General features: G+C 69.5%; 13 protein-coding genes and 2 pseudogenes. 7 read left to right on the top strand and 8 right to left on the bottom strand.

The window, feature by feature from the left end:
- Positions 1-899 precede the first annotated feature (899 nt).
- The 3 genes and pseudogenes from OG852_RS01510 to OG852_RS01520 all read right to left on the bottom strand — a co-directional run.
- Positions 900-1,391, bottom strand: a pseudogene (locus OG852_RS01510) (transposase family protein); the annotation flags it as partial.
- 156 nt (positions 1,392-1,547) lie between these two features.
- On the bottom strand, positions 1,548-2,348 hold the full coding sequence (locus OG852_RS01515; protein ID WP_133917975.1) for a hypothetical protein: 801 nt from the start codon (positions 2,346-2,348) through the stop codon (positions 1,548-1,550).
- Between the two features lie 759 nt (positions 2,349-3,107).
- On the bottom strand, positions 3,108-3,218 hold the full coding sequence (locus tag OG852_RS01520) for a transposase (protein WP_133917974.1): 111 nt from the start codon (positions 3,216-3,218) through the stop codon (positions 3,108-3,110).
- A 464-nt stretch (positions 3,219-3,682) separates the two neighbouring features.
- On the opposite strand from OG852_RS01520, the gene OG852_RS01525 reads away from it, so the two are divergent.
- Both OG852_RS01525 and OG852_RS01530 read left to right on the top strand, forming a co-directional pair.
- Complete coding sequence (locus tag OG852_RS01525) at positions 3,683-6,772, top strand: S8 family peptidase (RefSeq protein WP_330346855.1); 3,090 nt, start codon at positions 3,683-3,685, stop codon at positions 6,770-6,772.
- Positions 6,773-7,224: 452 nt separating this feature from the next.
- Positions 7,225-7,782: a helix-turn-helix transcriptional regulator gene (locus OG852_RS01530; protein ID WP_330351375.1), complete on the top strand. Its 558-nt coding sequence runs from the start codon at positions 7,225-7,227 to the stop codon at positions 7,780-7,782.
- On the opposite strand, the pseudogene OG852_RS01535 reads toward OG852_RS01530, so the two are convergent.
- Positions 7,731-7,946, bottom strand: a pseudogene (locus tag OG852_RS01535) (transposase family protein); the annotation flags it as partial. The gene OG852_RS01530 and the pseudogene OG852_RS01535 sit on opposite strands and share 52 nt — an antisense overlap.
- Positions 7,947-8,028: 82 nt before the next feature.
- On the opposite strand from OG852_RS01535, the gene OG852_RS01540 reads away from it, so the two are divergent.
- Positions 8,029-8,277, top strand: a complete 249-nt coding sequence (locus OG852_RS01540; RefSeq protein WP_330346856.1) for a hypothetical protein — start codon at positions 8,029-8,031, stop codon at positions 8,275-8,277.
- 320 nt (positions 8,278-8,597) lie between these two features.
- Here the strand turns inward: OG852_RS01540 and OG852_RS01545 are convergent, their stop codons facing one another.
- The 4 genes from OG852_RS01545 to OG852_RS01560 all read right to left on the bottom strand — a co-directional run bounded on the left by OG852_RS01545 (position 8,598) and on the right by OG852_RS01560 (position 13,344).
- The gene (locus tag OG852_RS01545) at positions 8,598-9,941 is read right to left on the bottom strand and encodes a helix-turn-helix domain-containing protein (RefSeq protein WP_133917971.1); all 1,344 of its coding nucleotides are present in this window, start codon (positions 9,939-9,941) and stop codon (positions 8,598-8,600) included.
- A gap of 115 nt (positions 9,942-10,056) precedes the next feature.
- Entirely contained in the window at positions 10,057-11,004 is a 948-nt protein-coding gene (locus OG852_RS01550) for a JmjC domain-containing protein (protein ID WP_133917970.1), read from the bottom strand.
- 54 nt (positions 11,005-11,058) lie between these two features.
- Positions 11,059-12,288, bottom strand: coding sequence for a cytochrome P450 (locus tag OG852_RS01555; RefSeq protein ID WP_133917969.1), 1,230 nt, complete (start codon positions 12,286-12,288; stop codon positions 11,059-11,061).
- Positions 12,289-12,333: 45 nt separating this feature from the next.
- Positions 12,334-13,344, bottom strand: coding sequence for an amino acid--tRNA ligase-related protein (locus tag OG852_RS01560; RefSeq protein WP_133917968.1), 1,011 nt, complete (start codon positions 13,342-13,344; stop codon positions 12,334-12,336).
- Positions 13,345-13,496: 152 nt separating this feature from the next.
- On the opposite strand from OG852_RS01560, the gene OG852_RS01565 reads away from it, so the two are divergent.
- Genes OG852_RS01565 through mftF form a run of 4 tightly spaced genes read left to right on the top strand, consistent with a single transcriptional unit; the run spans position 13,497 to position 17,537 of the window.
- A complete protein-coding gene (locus tag OG852_RS01565; protein ID WP_133917967.1) occupies positions 13,497-14,864 on the top strand; it encodes a hypothetical protein in 1,368 nt (455 codons plus the stop codon).
- A gap of 2 nt (positions 14,865-14,866) precedes the next feature.
- Positions 14,867-15,442, top strand: coding sequence for an FAD-binding protein (locus OG852_RS01570; protein ID WP_133917966.1), 576 nt, complete (start codon positions 14,867-14,869; stop codon positions 15,440-15,442).
- Complete coding sequence (mftE, locus tag OG852_RS01575; RefSeq protein WP_133917965.1) at positions 15,439-16,107, top strand: mycofactocin biosynthesis peptidyl-dipeptidase MftE; 669 nt, start codon at positions 15,439-15,441, stop codon at positions 16,105-16,107. The genes OG852_RS01570 and mftE overlap by 4 nt, the downstream gene beginning before the upstream one ends.
- Positions 16,104-17,537, top strand: coding sequence for a mycofactocin biosynthesis glycosyltransferase MftF (gene mftF, locus OG852_RS01580; protein WP_133917964.1), 1,434 nt, complete (start codon positions 16,104-16,106; stop codon positions 17,535-17,537). The genes mftE and mftF overlap by 4 nt, the downstream gene beginning before the upstream one ends.
- The last annotated feature ends 24 nt before the right edge of the window (positions 17,538-17,561 follow it).

Here is a 17,561-nt window from a genome sequence, read left to right on the forward strand (position 1 = left end):
GCCGCCACCCTCACCGCCGCCGATTTCGACCCGCCCTGCCCGGACCGGCCGCTGGTCCCCACCTGGCCGGAGGACGCGGCCGTCCTTCAGGCGACCCTCGGCCTGCTGCACGATGCCTACTGCTGATGGCGAGGGCGCTGATCCCCTGACCCTCGTCGAGGCGGTGAGGGGTCGCCGGGCCCGAGGGCAGAAGCAGGGCACGGTCGTCGCCGACGAGTAGTCGGCCGTCCGGCCGGACAGCGTTGGTGAAGCCGGCCGATGGGGTGACGGTGGCCGTTTCACGCCGGTGCCCGGTGTCCCAGACCGAGTCGCTCACCACCCCGGTGTCCGATTGGCGGGAGACACACAGGGTGTGTCCTTCGGGCCCCAGAGCGAGCGTGATGGTCGATGAGGCGGAACGGGGCAGGTTCAGGGTGGTTCGTGCCCGCTCACGGGGCAGATCCCAGACGGTGAACCGTTCTGGGGCGGCAGCGGCCGCCTGGCCTTCGGTCCTGATGGAGACGCCGTAAACCAGGGCGTCTCCGTCGGGACTGAACGCCATCAGATGCGCGGTGTCCTCTATGTCCTTCATGCTCTCCGGGGGCCGGATCGGCGCCGGTCCGGGAGGTGGGGCGCGTCGGGGACGCCAGAGTGTGCAGCAGGCGTGTGTCGCGCAGTCCGAAGGCGTAGCGGGCGCCGGAGCGTTCGGCGGTGGCAAGTGTGCGCCCGTCGGGGCTGAGCAGCACGCTGTCCATGGGGCGGCGGTGCATGCGGAGGTGACGGCCGCTACGAGGTCCAGGGAATGGACGGCACCGGCCGCCAGGAAGCGCAGGACCGGGTGATCGGGATCCAGTCGAGGCCGCCGTCGACGTACTGGTGAAGGGCGTATCGGAATACCGGGGCGGACGGATCCGACAGCCGCCGCACCCGGATCTCGGGACCCACGACGGCCGCCAGAGAGCGTCCGTCATCGTGATGACCTGGACGTTCATGCCGTGCTTCTGGTGTTTCTGGGAGTAGTGCGGCTCGTCGGCCCGAATGCGGTCGGCGGGAATCAGCGTCCCGTCGGCGATGACGAAGTCGCCCTCCCCCAGGCCCACCAGGGCCTCGTGCAGGCCCGGCGCCCAGGCGGCCAGGACCTTGAGTGTCTCGTCCACGTACCGCCACGCCGTCGCCTCCGACACTTTGAACCCAGCTCCCACCTGGGCGAACGTCTCGTTCTTCCGCAGGTGGACCAGGAAGCAGGGCTTGCTTGAAGCAACCCAGCTTCCGCCACGGCGAGTTCAGTTCACGCCTTCGCGCGTAAACGAGCCAGGAGACATGCTCGACCAGCTCATGCGGGACATCGAGCATGGAAGGATACGAAACCAACGGAGCCCCTTGGTCGCCGGTGTGATGAGTGAGACCACCACGCCAACGACGAGGGGCTCCGCCATGTCACCGCCCCTGCTGACCAGCCCATTTCACCCCTGCAGCAGAGGATGAAAGAGGCTCACTGCGTCAGCTCGGACACGACTGTTCCTGGCGAGGGATTCTCGCCAGGAACAGTCAGGCCTTCTCGTGCTGTCTCAGCAGCGGTCGGATTTACGGACCGGGCGGTCATGGGCCACGTACTGGCCTTCAGGCGAGCCGTCGGACTTGATCACCTCGCCTATGGCGTCGTAGTAGGCGCCGTAGGAGGTGATCTCGTTGTAGTTACGGCCGCGCCAATTGGAGCTTTTGCCCCCGTCCCACTTGTACACGTAGATGTGGAAGACCGGGTTGGAACGCACCGTACGCATCACCGGGCGCAGCGACAGCCATCCCACCCGGCGCGGGCCGACGGCAAGGCCGGTGGTCGTGGACCAGCCCGACGTCTTCGCGTACGACCAGGTGTGGGTGTAGCTGCCACCCGCCTGGACCTCAAGGACCTTCTCGAGGGCTGTCCAGTTGATGCCGAACTGGGCGCTGACGCTGTTCTCCGTGGTGCTGGTCGTGCTCCCGCTCGTCTGCAAGTTCTGAGTCAGCGTGGATTTGTGGGCGCAGTTCACGAGCGTGTTGCTGACCTGACTCTCGGACCCGGGCCAGGTCCAGCTGGTCGACTGCGGGTAGCTGCAGTAGCCGTCGAACGTCTCCCACGGCGCCGTCAGCCCCCCGAAGCGGAACGTGGCGCCGTCGGACTGCCGGATCTCGCCGGTGTTGACGTTGATTTTCCAGAACGAGAGGTCCGTCGAGCCCGTGCAGATGCTCCCCAGGATGTGGTTGGTGTCGAACGGCTCGCGGCCGCTGATGTCGGTTGCGGCGCTCGCCGGCGTAACCAGCATCAGCCCCGAGGCCAGGCTCAGGGCACCGACAACTGCCGTGCGTTTGATTGCAGTACGGGAAATCACGTGGAGTACCTGCTCTCCTGAAGACGCGAGTTGGTCACTTGACTAGACCGCCTACGTGGGTCTGGAGCGTGGTGCGTGTTGGGGAACCCGCAGGCCGAGTGTGCCCGGGACGGCACCGCGGAAAATAGAGCCATTTGCCTCCACCGGCCGCGCACTTGGCGTATGGCGCGGTGGAGGAGTTCAACGTCTTGACCCACTGAGTCGGCGGTGGGTGGTGGCCAAAGGCCCGGGGGGCCAGGGGCAGTTCGGTCCGCATGTGGTCGGCTACCCGCCCGCCGACGATCATCCGCGAGTACACGTCCAGCACGAACGCACATATGCCCAGCCCGACCACGTGGGATATGTCCTCGTCACCGCCGCGAACGTCCAATGCCCAACCGGGCGCCGTGCCGCTTGATTCCGCGTGGATGTCCTCGATCACCGGCATGAGCTGTTCCGTCGCGGAGCCGGCGGGCCGACTTCGGCCGCTTCTTGCGGGCGAAGTACGTCGACGTCGACGGCGACAGCTCCAGCACCCGGCAGACGGGATCGCCCCCGAGACCGTTCGCAATCAGGTGGTCACCTGCTCGGCCTCGTCCGGGGAGGGTCGGTCTCCTGGGCAAAAAACACCGAGGCGGCTTTCAGGATCTCGTTAGCATGCTTCAACTCGGCGTTCTCCTTGCGGAGTTGCTTCAGTTCGTCGCGCTCGGCGGTAGTGAGCCGGTCGTCGCGTTCGCCATGGTCGACCTGGGCCTGGCGGACCCTGCCGCGCAGGGCCTCCTAGTGGATACCCAGGTCCTTCGCGACGTGCGCGATCGGGCGGCCGGTGGTGCGGACCTCGCGGACCGATCGCTCACGAAGTTCATCGGGGTACTTACGAAGTGCTGGCATGGTGCTGGTGGATTTCTTCACCAGGACCGTAACCGTGGCATCAGGGACTCCACAAATCTCAGGACAGCTCAGATCCCCGGGGCACGAACAGGAGGCCCTGACGCGTGTCCCGGCGGGAAGGCCCCGACGTCAGTTCGGGTTCGGCCGATGTCGTCGGTCAGCGCAGCAGTTCAGCCAGCTCGGTGGCCTTGCTCCGGGCCGTCCACGAGATGCACCTGGATGTGAGGGAATTGCGCTCAACGCCCCTTGCGGAGGAGAGGAGTTGGCGTTGGGGGCAAATGCCCCTAGTGCGGGCCCGTTTTCGAAAGACATGGTTGACGCCTCCCCTGGACCAACACTGGACAACGGTCGCCGCTCAGGTCCCGAGTGTGCCGGCTGGTCAGCGGTCCGAATCCCACGTCAACGAAAACGGACCCGAGTTGAAACGCAGCAACAGGCACGGCAGGTCGACTGTCCGACGTCTGATGGCTCCTTTGGCCGCATCCCTGGCAATCGTCTGCGCGGTGGTACCCGCCCACGCCGACCTCAACGGCAGGCCCGGCAACGCCGAGGCCCGAATGTACGTCGTCAAGCTCGCCGAGCCGCCCGTCACCACCTACCAGGGCGGTCTGAAGGGTCTGGCGCGCACCGCCCCGTCTCCCGGGAACCGCCTCAGGACGGGCACGGACGCGGTGAAGGCCTATGTGCGTCACCTGGACGACCGCCGCGACGAGGTCCTCGACGACGTCCCCGGCGTCAGGAAGCTCTACGAGTACAGCTACGCCTTCAACGGCTTCGCCGCGAAGCTGACCGCCCGCCAGGCGGCGCAGCTGTCCGCCACTCCCGGGGTGGTCTCACTGACCCCCGATAAGGCCGTCCCCCTGCCCCCGGCACCCGACGGATCCACCTCAGCGGCGGCGACGTGGGACGTCCGTACCCCGGCGGCAGCCCGCGGTGACCAGCCCCGACATCGGCGTTCCGTACCCGACGCCGAAGGCCGCGCGGCTGGTGCGAAGGGGAGCACGGACACGGCCGACGGCTCGGTCCCCCCTCCCGACATCCCGCGCTTTTTGGGTCTGGACGGTGAGAAGGGGCTCTGGTCCAAGCTCGGCGGCCCTGAACACGCTGGCGAAGGCACCATCATCGGCGTCGTGGACGGCGGCATCGACCCGACGAACCCGATGCTCGCCCCCCTCTCCGAACCCCGCCCCGACGCCGACGCCATCGCCAATAAGTGGCACGGCACCTGCGACGCGGGCGACGACCCCGCCCACAAAGTGACCTGCAACAACAAGCTCATCGGCGCCCGGTGGTTCCGCGGGGGAGTCCCGGACCCCACCTCCGACGACATTCCGTCTCCCCGGGACCTGGACAGCCACGGCACCCACACCGCCACCACCGCAGCCGGCAACTACGCCACCCCCGCGGAGCTCCCGGAGCTGGGGGTGCGTGGCAAGGTCAGCGGTATCGCCCCGGCCGCCCGGGTGGCCGCGTACAAGGCGTGTTGGCACGACGGCTGCTGGGACACGGACCTCACCGCGGCGGTCGACCAGGCCGTGGCAGACGGCGTGGACGTCATCAGCTACTCCATCGGCGGACAGCTCACCACTTCCGAATCCATGGAGGCCATGTTCAACGCCGCGAAGGCGGGCGTGTTCGTCTCCGCGGCCGCCGGCAACGCGGGACCCGAGACAGTGGGAAACACCGCGCCGTGGATCACCACCGTCGCGGCCGAGACGCACGACTCCGGCTACGACGCCACGCTGGTCCTGGGCGACGGCCGCCGTTTCACCAACGTCAGGCTGCAAGCCCCGGTCCCCACGGCCCCGTTGGTCACCGCTGACGACGTGCGCAAGTCGGATGCGGACGCGGCGCAGGCCACGCTGTGCGCGCCGGGCACCCTCGACCCCGCCAAGGTGAAGGGGCGGATCGTCATCTGCGACCGGGGCGGGGTGGCCATCTGGGACAAGGGCCGGGAGATCGCGGACGGGGGAGGCGTGGGCATGGCCGTGGCGAACACACCGACCAGTGCCAAGGACATCTTCCCGGACGACTACGTTGTGCCCTCGGTCCAGCTGAGCCAGGAGGAGGGGAAGGCGGTCGGGGAGTACGCGGCCAAGGCCGGTGCCACGGGCAGGTTCGTCTCCGGCACCATCCAGGTACGCGCTCCGCAGGTCACCTCGTTCTCCTCCGGCGGCCCCGAACTCTACAGCGGAGGCGACCTGCTCAAGCCCGACATCGCCGCCCCGGGCGAACGCATCCTGGCGGGCGTCGTACCCGACGACGACTCCCCTGACCGCTTCGGATTCTTCGACGGGACATCGATGGCGACCCCGCACATATCCGGCCTCGCCGCCCTGCTGAAACAGCTGCACCCCGACTGGTCACCCATGGAGGTCAAGTCGGCGCTGATGACCACGGCGACGACCACCGACAACGAGGGCAGGCCCATCGGCCGGCAGGTCGCCGATTCCGCCACCCCGCTCGACTACGGAGGCGGCTCTCCCCGGGCCACCCTCGCCGCCGACCCAGGTCTGGTCTACGACTCCACGTCCGCCGACTGGACGGCATACCTGTGCGGGATGCAGCGGCCGACCACCGTGGACGGCGTCGACGCCTGCGCGAAGGCCCGTTCCCTCGACCCCAGCGATCTGAACTACCCGTCCATCGCCGTCGGTGATCTGGCCGCCCGGCAAACGGTGACCCGCACGGTCACCAACGTCGGCAAAGACACCGCCACCTACCGGGCGACGCTCCAGACACCACCTGGCTACCAGGCTCAGGTCACCCCGCAGAGCCTTACCCTTCGCCCGGGAGCCTCGGCGACGTACCGGGTCACCTTCACCCGCACCGACGCGCCCTACGGCGCCTTCTCCAGCGGCTCCCTCACCTGGAGCGACGCCCACAGCCACCACCGGGTCACCAGCCCGATCGCGCTGCGCGCCGCCCGCATCGCCGCACCGGGCGAGATCGCCCTCAGGGGTGAGCGGTCCCTTCCGCTCACCGTACGGGCGGGCTGGAAGGGAGAACTGACCGCGCGGGCGGAGTTGTACAAGGCCGAGAAGATCACCGGCACCGTCACCGGTGAGGACCAGGACTTCTTCTCGGCCCCGGGGGCCAGTGCCGCCGATGCGAAGATCCCCGTCCACGTCCCGGAGGGCGCCCCCTTCACCCGGGTCGCGGTCGATGCGGCGGACCATGTTCCCGGCAGCATCGTGGACGTCTTCGCCTTCGACAAGAACGGAGTTGAAGTCTCTCCCGAGCCGCAGATCGGCTCCCAGGACTACATCGACCTGCCGCCCGGCGACTACGACGTCTACGTGGTGCAGTACGCCACGCCGAAGGGCACCGACAGCCAGCAGTACACGCTGCGCCTGTGGAAGGTGGGCCAGACGGCCCCGGCCGTCCGGCCCACCGTCACCCCCGCCACCCAGTCCGTCACGCCGGCCGCCCAGAGCCGGATGACGGTGAAGTGGCCGGACGCCGCGCGAGGCGAGCGGTACGTCGGCATCATCGAGTACGGCGACGGGTCCCAGCCCGAGGGGCTTACCAAGCTGGCCGTGACCCCGCAATAGCCGCCTACGGCAGAAAGCGCCCGCCCGTGAACCTCGCAAGGTTCACGGGCGTCGGCGTACCCCAGGCGATTTCTCGGCAGTTGCGCACCGAGTTCGAAGTGATACCGGCGATGTGAATGCGGTAGTACTCCGGTAGGAGTCGAGGAGGTGGTTTTTAGTTCTTTGGGCCAAAGGCCGCAAGGGCACGGGGTCGTACCCTTTGTGGCTGTAGGCGGAGTGAGTCGCCCCCAAGACTCCGTCACGCCCCCACAACTGGAGTTGTAATGCCGCCCCGCGTGGTCACTGGGTCATCTTCTTCCAGACTTCCTTTGTCACTTGCGCTCGTCACCGACAGCGGCCTCGTTCCGAACGATCTGTCGGCGGACCGCGTCCGACTGGTCACCGAACCATCCGATGTCCGAGCGGAAGACGATGTCCTGCTGTTCTATGGACAGGGAATGGCACGCGAACTGATGCGTTTCTGCGACGAACTCGAGGGCGTGCTGCCACCGACCGCGGTGTTGGCGCACTCGTTGGACTGGGACGACGTGTTCCTGGCGCTCGAGCAGGGGGCCACCGGCTATCTGTTGGAGAACCGGTACGCCTTCCTGCTCAACGAAGCACTGTTGTGCACCTTTCGCGGCACCGGATTCCTGGACCCCGTCGTCGCCGCTGCATGGGTGAGGGCGGTTACCGGCCCGGTGAGGGAGACATCCGGCAGGAAGCGGTCGCGAACCGTGACCGAGATCCGCCCGGACCGGCGTTCTGCACTTTCACAGCGGGAACGCCAGGTCATGGATCTGCTCGCCTCCGGCAAGAAAGTCCGCGAGGTCGCGCAGCACATGGTGCTCACCGAGAAGTCGGTCAGGAACTACCTGAGCCGCATCTACCACAAGCTCGAAGTACGGGGGCAGTCCGAGGCGATCCTGTACTGGATCGGTCGCCTGGAGCCATCCGTACCCGCTGCTCGGCAGAGAGCCACCACCACCCGTCGCCCGTCGACCGGAACGTCGGCCACCGTCCGCCAGTGATAGCCGTGCACCCGTCCCGACGAGGCCCCGCACACCGGGCAGACCGCGGTGTCCAGCGACGTCCGGGCCCGCACCACGATCCGCTCACCCTCGTCGACCACAAGCACCATGACCAGTGGGGACAGACCCGAAAACACCGTCTGCGCAAGCTCGTTGACACCCATCACATGAAGGTCAACGACCCTGACAACTCTCCGTCACCACCGAATGTGAGACAGGGCCGAACGATTTACAGTCCCGCCCGCGATGCGCGAAGCGGGCGCCGGCACCCTGCTGTTCACCAGCGGCGGCGGTTCGATCGATTCCGTCCCCATGCTCGGCAACGTCGACGCGGCCGGCGCGGCCCTGCGTAACTGGGTCCTCAACCTGAACAAGGAGCTGGCCGGCAGCGGCGTGCACGCCGCCCACGTGGCCATCAACGTCTGGATCGGCGACGACAGATCGAAGCGAAGTCCCCCTTCAAAGGATACAAGAGCAGGAATTACCAATCGGTAACTAATCTATACTTAGTCATTACTTGCTGCCTGTGGTCGTGGCGGACACATGTAATACACTCGGCAACGTTGGAGTTCAATCAAAGGAACTACTGAACTCCACCATACTCATATCTGACTCATGAATTTCGCTCGCCGATATCACGAAAGCGCGAGTCATTTCTTCAAGGAGCATCGCATGCACATAAGGCTCTTGGGCCGTCGCGGCCGCCGTATCGTCCTGGCCGCGCTCACCGGAATTGTGTCCACGTTGCTACTGGCCAGTCCCGCGCCCGCAGCGGCGTCGGAGCAACCAGTGCGCGACGTCCCGCTGTGCTGCAGCTATGAGAACTGAGCCGACGCATTGGATGGTGTGCTGATCGCGCGAGTACGGCGCCACCCCATGCAGCGCATACCCTCGCGGTAGGCGTGCAAGGCGCGCTCGTACTCGCCGCACTCCTCCAGCATTTCCCCCAACTCGCCCCATGCGAGGCCGGCCTGACGGCCCGCCTCGGACGCCTCGAGCATCAGGGCGCCCCGTTCACACGCGGCCTGCGCCGCCTCCTGGTCTCCGCGTGCGAGGTGCGCGGCGGCCAGTGCTGTCAGGGCTCGAGCGGACTGCAAACGGTGCTGCGAACCGAGGAGGTGCAGCGCGTGGGTGGCGCGAGCGACGGCGGAGTCGGGGTCACCCAGGAGCAGGTGCGCCCGCGCCATCGACGTCTCGCAGTACGCCAGGTCGACGTTGTTTCCGGACCTGGAGAGGCTCTGCGCGGCCTGGTCGAGGAGTTCCTTCGCGGTCTGGGCGTCCGGCTGGTCGGTCCTCAGCAGCAGTCCCGCGTAGGCGTTGCGCAGGCGGGCCAGGGCGCGTTCGTCGTCGCCTTCGGAATAAATCGCCAGAGCTCGTTCGATCAGCAAGAGCGCGTCCGCGCGCCTGCCCTGCTGGCTCATCACCACGCTGGCGTTCCAGTAGACAGCGCCCAGCGCTTTGCGGTCCTCGATCTTCTGGGCGCGTTCGATGGTCTGAGAGGCCAGGTAGGCGGCGCGGCTCAGGTCGCCCCGCTCGTAGTATAGGCCGACCAGAGTCGAGGCGATCTCGACGCTGTGAAGTGTCGGCGGGATGTTGAGGGAGTCGAGTTCATTCAGGACGTTCTCGGCCAATCCGATGGCGTACGAGAGGTCGCCCAGTTCCCGGTAACAGCGGCATAGCGGCACCACATGGGCCAGCGATGCCACGCGGTCCGGGAAACGCAGGGAATCCTGGTGCAGGCCCTCGTAGTGTTCCACCGCCTCCTCGAGGCGGCCACTCAGCTCCAGGCAGCGGGAAACCCCCCACTCTGCGCGGTACCAGATGTCGGGGTGTTCCGCCTTCGGCGCCTTCTCCTGAACGCTCCGGAAGGAGCTCAGGGCGCCTTCCCGGTCGCCGTTGTTGAGCGCCATTTCGGCGTAGCGGAGGTCCAGTTCGAGATCCTGAACGTCGACGTGGTCGACATGCCTGATCAGTTCGCCGGGCTCGCAGTGCAGGCGTTCGGCGAATTGACTGAGAACCTCCGCTGATGGGGTGCGTTTGCCCGCCTCGACGAGCGAGACGTAGCTCGGTGAGAGGTCCGCCCCCGCGAGTTCCGCCTGCGACAGGCCGGCCTCGCGACGCAGGCGGCGGATATGCGAACCAAGCGCCTTCGGATCCATTGGCACTCAGCTCCCCAGACAGACTTTACTGAACGACCCTAGAATGAAACTGTCAGTCAAGTCGTCTTGTCAAGATGCTATGGCCACCAATCTTTCGGCAGGCTGCCCCGGCGTGTCAGGCTGCCGTCGGCTTCTCGGGCGCCGCGGTCAGTTCTTCGGCCAGTGCCATGAGCTTCGCCGAGATCCGGGGCAGGGCTTGGGCCAGCTGGGCGCGACGGGCCGCCTCGACGAGGTCGGCCGGCGAGACCGTCTCCAGCCTCAGGCGGTAGTGGTCGAGCAAGCCCTTCGCCGCCGCCTGCAGCGCCGCGTCGTCACCGGGGCGGGATCCGGCGGGCCGCAGCCCCTCTACGAGAGAGTACTGCAGGGCGCGCTGCAGGTCGGCGGTGCTGACCTCGCGGATCGTGAGGGAGAGGTGGACTGACAGGCCCGCGTCACCGGTGGCCAGGTGGGCGAAGCCGCGCGGGATGTAGAGGACCTCACCTGAGCCCAGCACCTTGGTCAGCAGCAGTTCGGGGTCTTCGCCCGGTGCGACAGGGCCTGGTGCCCACCGGTCGTCGGTGGGCCCGGTGTGCACGTACCAGTGCTTGCTGCCGCTGATCTGGAGAGTCAGGACGTCGGCATCGTCGCGATGCAGGGGCAGGCCCTGGCCTCCGGGCGGGGTGACGAAGAGGAAGGCCTCGATGCGGCGGCCGAGCTCAGCGGAGAGGTCGGCCACGAGTCGGGCGGTCGCCGGGTGCCACTGGTCGACGCAGCGCAGGAGCAGCGTATTGCCCTTGTCCAGCTGGTCGCGCACCTTGCGGGCGTCCGCGTAGCCCGGGTGGGCGGTCCTGTTGACCGTGCGAGCGGAGCAGTACGCCTCCTTGGGGACGAACTCGTCGGCGCGGGCCATCTCGAAGAACGGGCTGTGCAGGAGTCCAGTCTCCAGCAGGGCGTCGAGGTCGGCGAGGGAGAGGGGTGGTCGGAGGGCGGGGTCGGGGCGGTGGACGAGCGGTCCCCTGCGCCAGGAGCCGTCGAGAAAGGCATCGGCGTCGCCGACCCAGCGGGCGAGGTGGGGCTTGGGCATGGGCTGTTTCTCCGGGACTCAGTGCTTCGGCTCTTCAGAAGCGGCGGGCGAGGTTCAGACGAGGGACGGGAAGGGACGCAGTACGGTCGCCCCGAAGGCGGGGGCGCGGCCTACGGCCGACGGATCGACGCGCAGGCCGGGGACTTCCCGGTCGAGGGCACGCAAGGCGGCGGCCGTCTCGGTGCGGGCGAGAACAGCGCCGAGACAGTAGTGGCCGCCGAGGCCGAAGGCGACGTGGCGGGCGCGGGGGCGGGTGGGGTCGTAGACGTCGGGGGCGGCGAAGACGCGTTCGTCGCGGTTGGCCGAGGCGAGGACGAGGACAACCCGGTCGCCGGCTGCGAGGCTGCGGCCGTGCAGGGTCAGGGCGGTGGCGGCGCGCCGGGGGGCGAAGTGGAAGGGGGCGTCGTAGCGGAGGGCCTCCTCGACCGCGTCGGCGTACGTCGTGTGCTCGCCGGTGTGCGACGCGGCCCCGGCGCAGGCGTGGCGGGCGCAGACGGCTACCCCGATGGTGGTGCTGACCGGTTCCACGCCCCCGGTCAGCAGCTGGGCGACGACTGCCGCCGCCTCCTCGCCGTCGATCGCGCCGGATTCCAGGAGAGGGGCGAGGCAGCGGGCGACGGCTCCACTGCCTCGGGGCAGCAGGATGCGGGTGACGTGGGCGGTGAGGTCCCGCACGGCGTCCGCGGCGGTGTGGGTGACGTCGGAGTCGAAACGGGACGCTCCCAGGTAGCCGACCAGGGCGTCCGACCAGCCGACCGCGCGGCCCTGTTCCTCGCGGGTCAGGCCGAGCAACTCGCACACCGCGTCGAGGGCGAAGGGGCGGGAGAAGTCGCGCATCAGGTCCGGGGGACCGTGCTGAGCCGCGCGGGCGAGGCGGAGCGCGGCCCGGCCGGCGGCGTCCTCGATCCGTTCGGCGAGTTCCGCCACGGCGGCGGGAGTGAACAGCGGCTGGAGCCGCGCCCTCAGGTGCTGCTGGTAGGGAGGGTCGGAGAAGACCAGCCAGCGCCCGAAGAACCGTTCGAGGGACGCCGTGACACGCTGTTGTGCCGGCGTGAGCCCACGAGGGAAACCCTCGCCTGCCACGGCGCCCAGCCGGCGGTCGGTGAGCAGGGCGGTCACGTCGTCGTATCCGGTGACGTACCACGTGCCGGTGCACGGGTTCCAGTGCACGGGGTCGTGCCGGCGCAGCGAGGCGAAGAAGGGATACGGGTCCCTCAGCGTGGTCTCCGCGAGGATGTCCTCGGGGTCCGGCGGGGGGGCCGCGAGGTGGGGGACGGACGGCACAGGGCCTCCTCTGCTCTTGCCTCGGGTGAGGTACAGGCGAACGGGTCAGGGGGTGGTCAGCCGGCCGTTGTAGCGCTCCAGGATCTGCATGTCCCGGATGTCGTCGTGCTGCAGCAGCCACATCAGGACCCGCTCGATGCCCATGCCGAAGCCGCTGGTGGCCATGGGGTGTTCCGCCTTCATGCGGACATACCAGTCGTAGTCGGCGCTGGGAACCTCGTGTCGGCGCAGGGCGTCGAGGGTCTCAGCGCCGGTCACGTGGCGCTGGCCGCAGCCGATGACTTCGCCGGGGCCGAGCAGAAGGTCGGCGTTGAGCGCCTTCTGCCCCGTCTCGTCATAAGCCTGGTAGAAGGGCACCGACAAGTGGTCGAAATGGGTCAGCCAGACGGCCGGCCCGAAGCGGGCGATGAGCTCCCGCTCGCCGGCTCGGGTGATGGTCCGCCAGGACCCGTTGTCGGTGAAGTAGGCGGGCTTTCCGCCGAGTTCGGACACCGCGTCGTCGAAGGTGAGCCGGGCGGAAGGGCGGGCGAGCAGGTCCTCGATATGGCGGGTCGTGCCGGCCACGGCGGTGAGGGCGGGGCCGACCTGGACCAGGGCGGCGGCGGCGATGTGCCGGAGGTAGGCGTCCGCGACGGCGATGACGTCGTCGAGGCCACCGGGTATCTCGGCCTCGCTGTGGAAGAACTGGTTGAGGTGGGTGGCGTCCGTCTCCTCACCGCGGAAGCTCGGCATGAGGTAGTAGCTGCCCTTCCGGGAGAGCCGGCAGCCGTACTCGAGCATGAACTGCATGGAGTCGGCCAGGAAGGTGGGCACGCCGAACAGGTCGACGCAGACCGGCAGCGAGTCACTGCCCAGTCCCATCGGGGAGGAGACGGAGTTGGTGGTGATCGGCAGGTGGAGGCACTTGACTGCGCGCTGCCGCCAGAAGACGGCGGTCTCGTAGCTGATGAGGTCCTGCAGATCCACCAGTACCCGGTAGCGGGGGTCGTCGAGGATGCGCAGGAACCGGTCGTCGGATGTGCCGGTGGTCGCGGGGGTGACGCTGACAGTGGTCATGGGCTGCCCTTCTGAGCTGGGTGTTCGGGTCCTCCGCTGCGCGGGATCGGATTACTCCAGGCGTGGGTAATTAATCTTGACAAGCTCTAGTCGCAACAGTCAATATCTCTTGTCACATTCATTGAGCGAATCGCGCCGAGAGGGCATCCGACATGACGCACACCGCCGCCGAGGCAATCGTCCGGGGGTCGAAGAGCCGGCTGCGTGCGCGGCTACTGCCTCGGACCCTTGAGCACGCCCGCGAGATCCCGTACTACCGCGAGCTGTGGGGCGACAGCGTGGCCCGCGACGGCAGGGGCCTGGCGGAGCTCCCCGTCATCGGCAAGGCCGCCCCCGCCGGTGGCGCGGCCGCCGTCCGTCATCCAGGGCTGACTCCGGCCGTGCTGCTGCACAGCAGCGGTACGACGGGAACGCCCTTCGTCCGCTACCGCAGCCCGGAGGAGATCGCCGCTTTCGGCGAACTCCTCCGGCGGCTGAGCGAAGGCGCCCGGCAGCGGCTGGGCGAGGACCGGCCCATCGTCCACTTCACGACGATCTCCAAGCGGCACCACGGCGGGGCCCTGAACGTGGTCTCCGTGGACCGCACGGTCACCCTGAGCCTGATGAACGACAATGACCTCGCCAAGGCGGTGGCCCTGCTCGGCCGGCCCGAGTTCTTCCCCGGCCTCGACAAGCCCGTCGTGCAGTTCAGCGGTTCCCCCGACGACTTGGTGATCCTCGCGCACACACTCGCTCAGAGCGGGCTGAACGAGGTCCTCGCCCCGCGTACCATCACCGCGGTCGCCGACTACCTGAGCGAACTGCAGCGCGCCTATCTTGCGGACGTCTTCCCCACCGCCCGGATCGTCGAGCGCTACACCATGTCCGAGGTGACGGGAGGCGCGACCCGCTGCCCCAGCTGCCGCCTGCTGCACTTCGACGCCCATGTACAGCCGGACGTCGTCTCCCTCGACAGCGACCGCCCGGTCACCGAGGGCGTGGGCCGGATGGTGTTCACCGAGCTGTACCCGTTCTCCCAGTACCAGCCTCTCGTCCGCTACGACACCGGCGACCTCGTCGAGGCCGTGCCCGGCGGCTCGGACTCCTGCGAGCCGGGCGAGCTGTCCGCCGCCATGGTCGGGCGTCGCGCCCTGACCCCGCTCGTCACCCACCGCGGCCGTACGATCCCGGTGTTCCGCCCCATCCCGCTGCGCGAGGCCCTGGAATCCTCGCCCGCGGTGGCCAGGGCGCCGATGTACGGCGGGATGCGGCTGTACGACGTGATCCCCGGCTCCGCACCGCTGTGCCGCCCGGAGTTCGTGCCCGGCACCCCGGACCGCCTCGAACTGACCGTCGTCATCGCCTTCGCGCCACACCTGTACCCCGACCACACCGAGGCCGTCCGCAAGGAGCTGACCTCGACGATCCTGGCCGCCTGCCCCGAACTCGCCGAACTCGTCCGCGACGGTGCCTGCGAGCTCATCCTGCTCCTCACGGCCGACCGCAGGGCCGCCGCGCCCTTCGCGGTACGCGGCTACTGACCATGACAGCGGTCGTGCTGCTGGGCGGTCGTGGTGTGGGCGGCCCCGAGAACTTCGGGCTGCTGGCGCGGTGCGCCGGGCTGCTGGACGCACCCTGGGGCGCCACCCGCGCGGCGATCGACGCGGGATGGGCACCGGCCGAGCGTCTGGTCGGAGCCTCCGGGCAGTGGTTCCGTGCCGGTACGGCCGTGCTGTTCGGCGTGTCGGGAAGCCTGCAGCACACGGTCGCGGTGCGGGCGGACCGAGTGCTGGCGATCAACACGGACCCGGGGGCCGTGCTGATGGCGCAGGCCGAGATTGCGGTGTGCGCGGATGCCGGTGAGGTGCTGGGCGCGCTGGCCGCGCGGCTGGAGGAGCGGGGAGCGTCAGCGGTGGATCTGATCCCGCAAGCCGGTCCGTCTCCCGCGGGCGTGCCGCACGAAGTCTGCGGCCCGCCGCCCCCCGGCGGGCGGGCCGGCGACCGCTACCGGGCGCTGTTCGCTCCCCCGCCGCGTCCGCCCGGGCCACCTCCCGAGGGCACCAGCGGCGACCAGGCCGCGCGGCTCCTGGTCACGGCGCTCACGGCAAGGCCGTCGTGACGCGGCCGCTCGGGGAGCGGGCCTGGACCGAGGTCGAGGCAGGCGGCAGCCTGCTCATCGTGCCGCTCGGGGCGGTGGAACAGCACGGCCCCCACCTTCCCCTCGACACCGACGTACGGATCGCGCTCGCGGTGGCGACGCGGGCCGCCGCCGCGCTCCCTGGTGCCGTCGTCGCGCCACCGCTCGCGTACGGCGCCAGCGGGGAGCACGCCGGTTTCGCCGGCACCCTCAGCATCGGGGCCGAGGTGCTGGAACTGCTGCTGGTCGAACTCGGCCGGTCCGCCCGGGACACCTTCCGGCGGGTGCTGTTCGTCAGTGGGCACGGCGGAAACGCCTGGGCGCTGGCCAGGGCCCTGCGCAGACTGCGCGGGGAGGGACTCGACGCGGCGGGCTGGGTGCCCGTCGTACGGGACGGCGACGCCCACGCGGGACGGACCGAGACCTCGCTGCTGCTGCACATCGCCCCCCACCTCGTACGCGCCGGGGAGGCCGCTCCCGGAGACTGCCGCCCGATACGGACCCTGCTTCCCGTACTCCGGGCGAAGGGGGTGCGGGGTGTGTCCGCCAACGGCGTGCTCGGCGATCCCACAGGGGCCACGGCCGCCGAAGGCGCGCGCCTGCTCGACGACTTCGTCGACCGTCTCGTCGGAAAGGTCCGCCCATGAACCGCGTACGTCCACTGCGGAGCGCACCGCGTCCGCCCGTGCCCGCTGGGCTGCCCGATGGGTTCGGGCTCGTCCTCGACCCCGGATGCCGGTGGTACCCGGGAGGTCTGCTTTTCGGGGGCAGCCCGGAGCGGCTGTACCGGCTGGGACCGCGCGGGCAGCGGCTGGTGCGGGCCTGGGCGGACGGTGTCCTGCCGCGGGGTGCGGCCCAGCTGCGGCTGGCCCGGTCACTGGTGGTCGCCGGCCTCGCCCATCCTCGGCCGGGCCCGGGACTCATCGGCCCGGAGCAGGTGACCGTCGTGATCCCGGTCCGGGACCGGCCGCGTGAGCTGCGTCGTTGCCTGCTCGCCCTGCGCGGTCTGCCGCACATCGTGGTCGTGGACGACGGGTCACATGACCCGGCCGCCACGCGACGCGCGGCCGAGGGCACGGGTGCGCATGTCCTGGTCCACTCCGTGTCGCGGGGGCCGGGGTCCGCGCGCAACACCGGTCTTCGGGCCGTGCGCACGCCGTTCGTCGCGTTCGTGGACTCCGACTGCGTACCGCGTCCGGGATGGCTGGACGCGCTGCTGCCCCACCTCGCCGACCCGGCGGTCGCGGCGGTCGCGCCGCGCATCGAGGGCCTCGACCGCGGACCCGGCCTGCTGGCCCGCTACGAGTCGGCCTGCGCACCGCTGGACCTCGGACCCCGTCCGGCCCGGGTCGCTCCCCGCAGCCGGGTCCCGCTGGTGCCCACGGCCGCGCTCGTCGTACGGCGGGCGGCCCTGGGCGGCGGGTTCGACGAGAGCCTGCTGATAGGGGAGGACGTCGATCTGGTGTGGCGGATGTGCGCGGCCGGCTGGCAGATCCGGTACGAACCCGCCGCCCGTGTCGCCCACGACCATCGGACCCGGCCGTTCGCCTGGGTGCGGCGGCGCTTCGAGTACGGCACCTCGGCCGCACCACTGGCGCTGCGACACCCAGGGCTGCTCGCGCCCGTCGAACTGCCGCCGCGGCTCGCCGCGTTCTGGCTGCTCCTCGCGGCGGGCCGGCTGCTGCCCGCGACCGCCGCTCTGACGGCGCCCCGTCCCGGTCGGCCGGGATCCGCGTCGGGCACACCGGTGCCGGCCCGGCTGCTCGGCCGACTGGTGGGCACCGGTGTCGTGCGCACCGGCCATGCCCTGTCGCGGGCCGTGTGGCGGACCTGGCTGCCGGTGGCGGCGGTAGGCGCCTGCCGGTCACGGCGCGCCCGCGGGGCGCTGGCCGGCACCGCCCTGGTGTCGGTGGGTTCGGCGTGGTGGCGAGCGGGACGTCCCGCCTTCCCGGCGCGTTTCGCCCTCACCTCAGCGGTGGACGACGTCGCGTACTGCGCCGGGGTGTGGTGGGGATGCCTGAGGCACCGAACGGTACGCCCCCTGCTGCCGGTCATCGGCCGGAGCAGAGGGCGTTGAGGCGCGGCGAACCGCGCCCGGCGG

This window comes from Streptomyces sp. NBC_00582 (assembly GCF_036345155.1).
Lineage (GTDB): Bacteria > Actinomycetota > Actinomycetes > Streptomycetales > Streptomycetaceae > Streptomyces.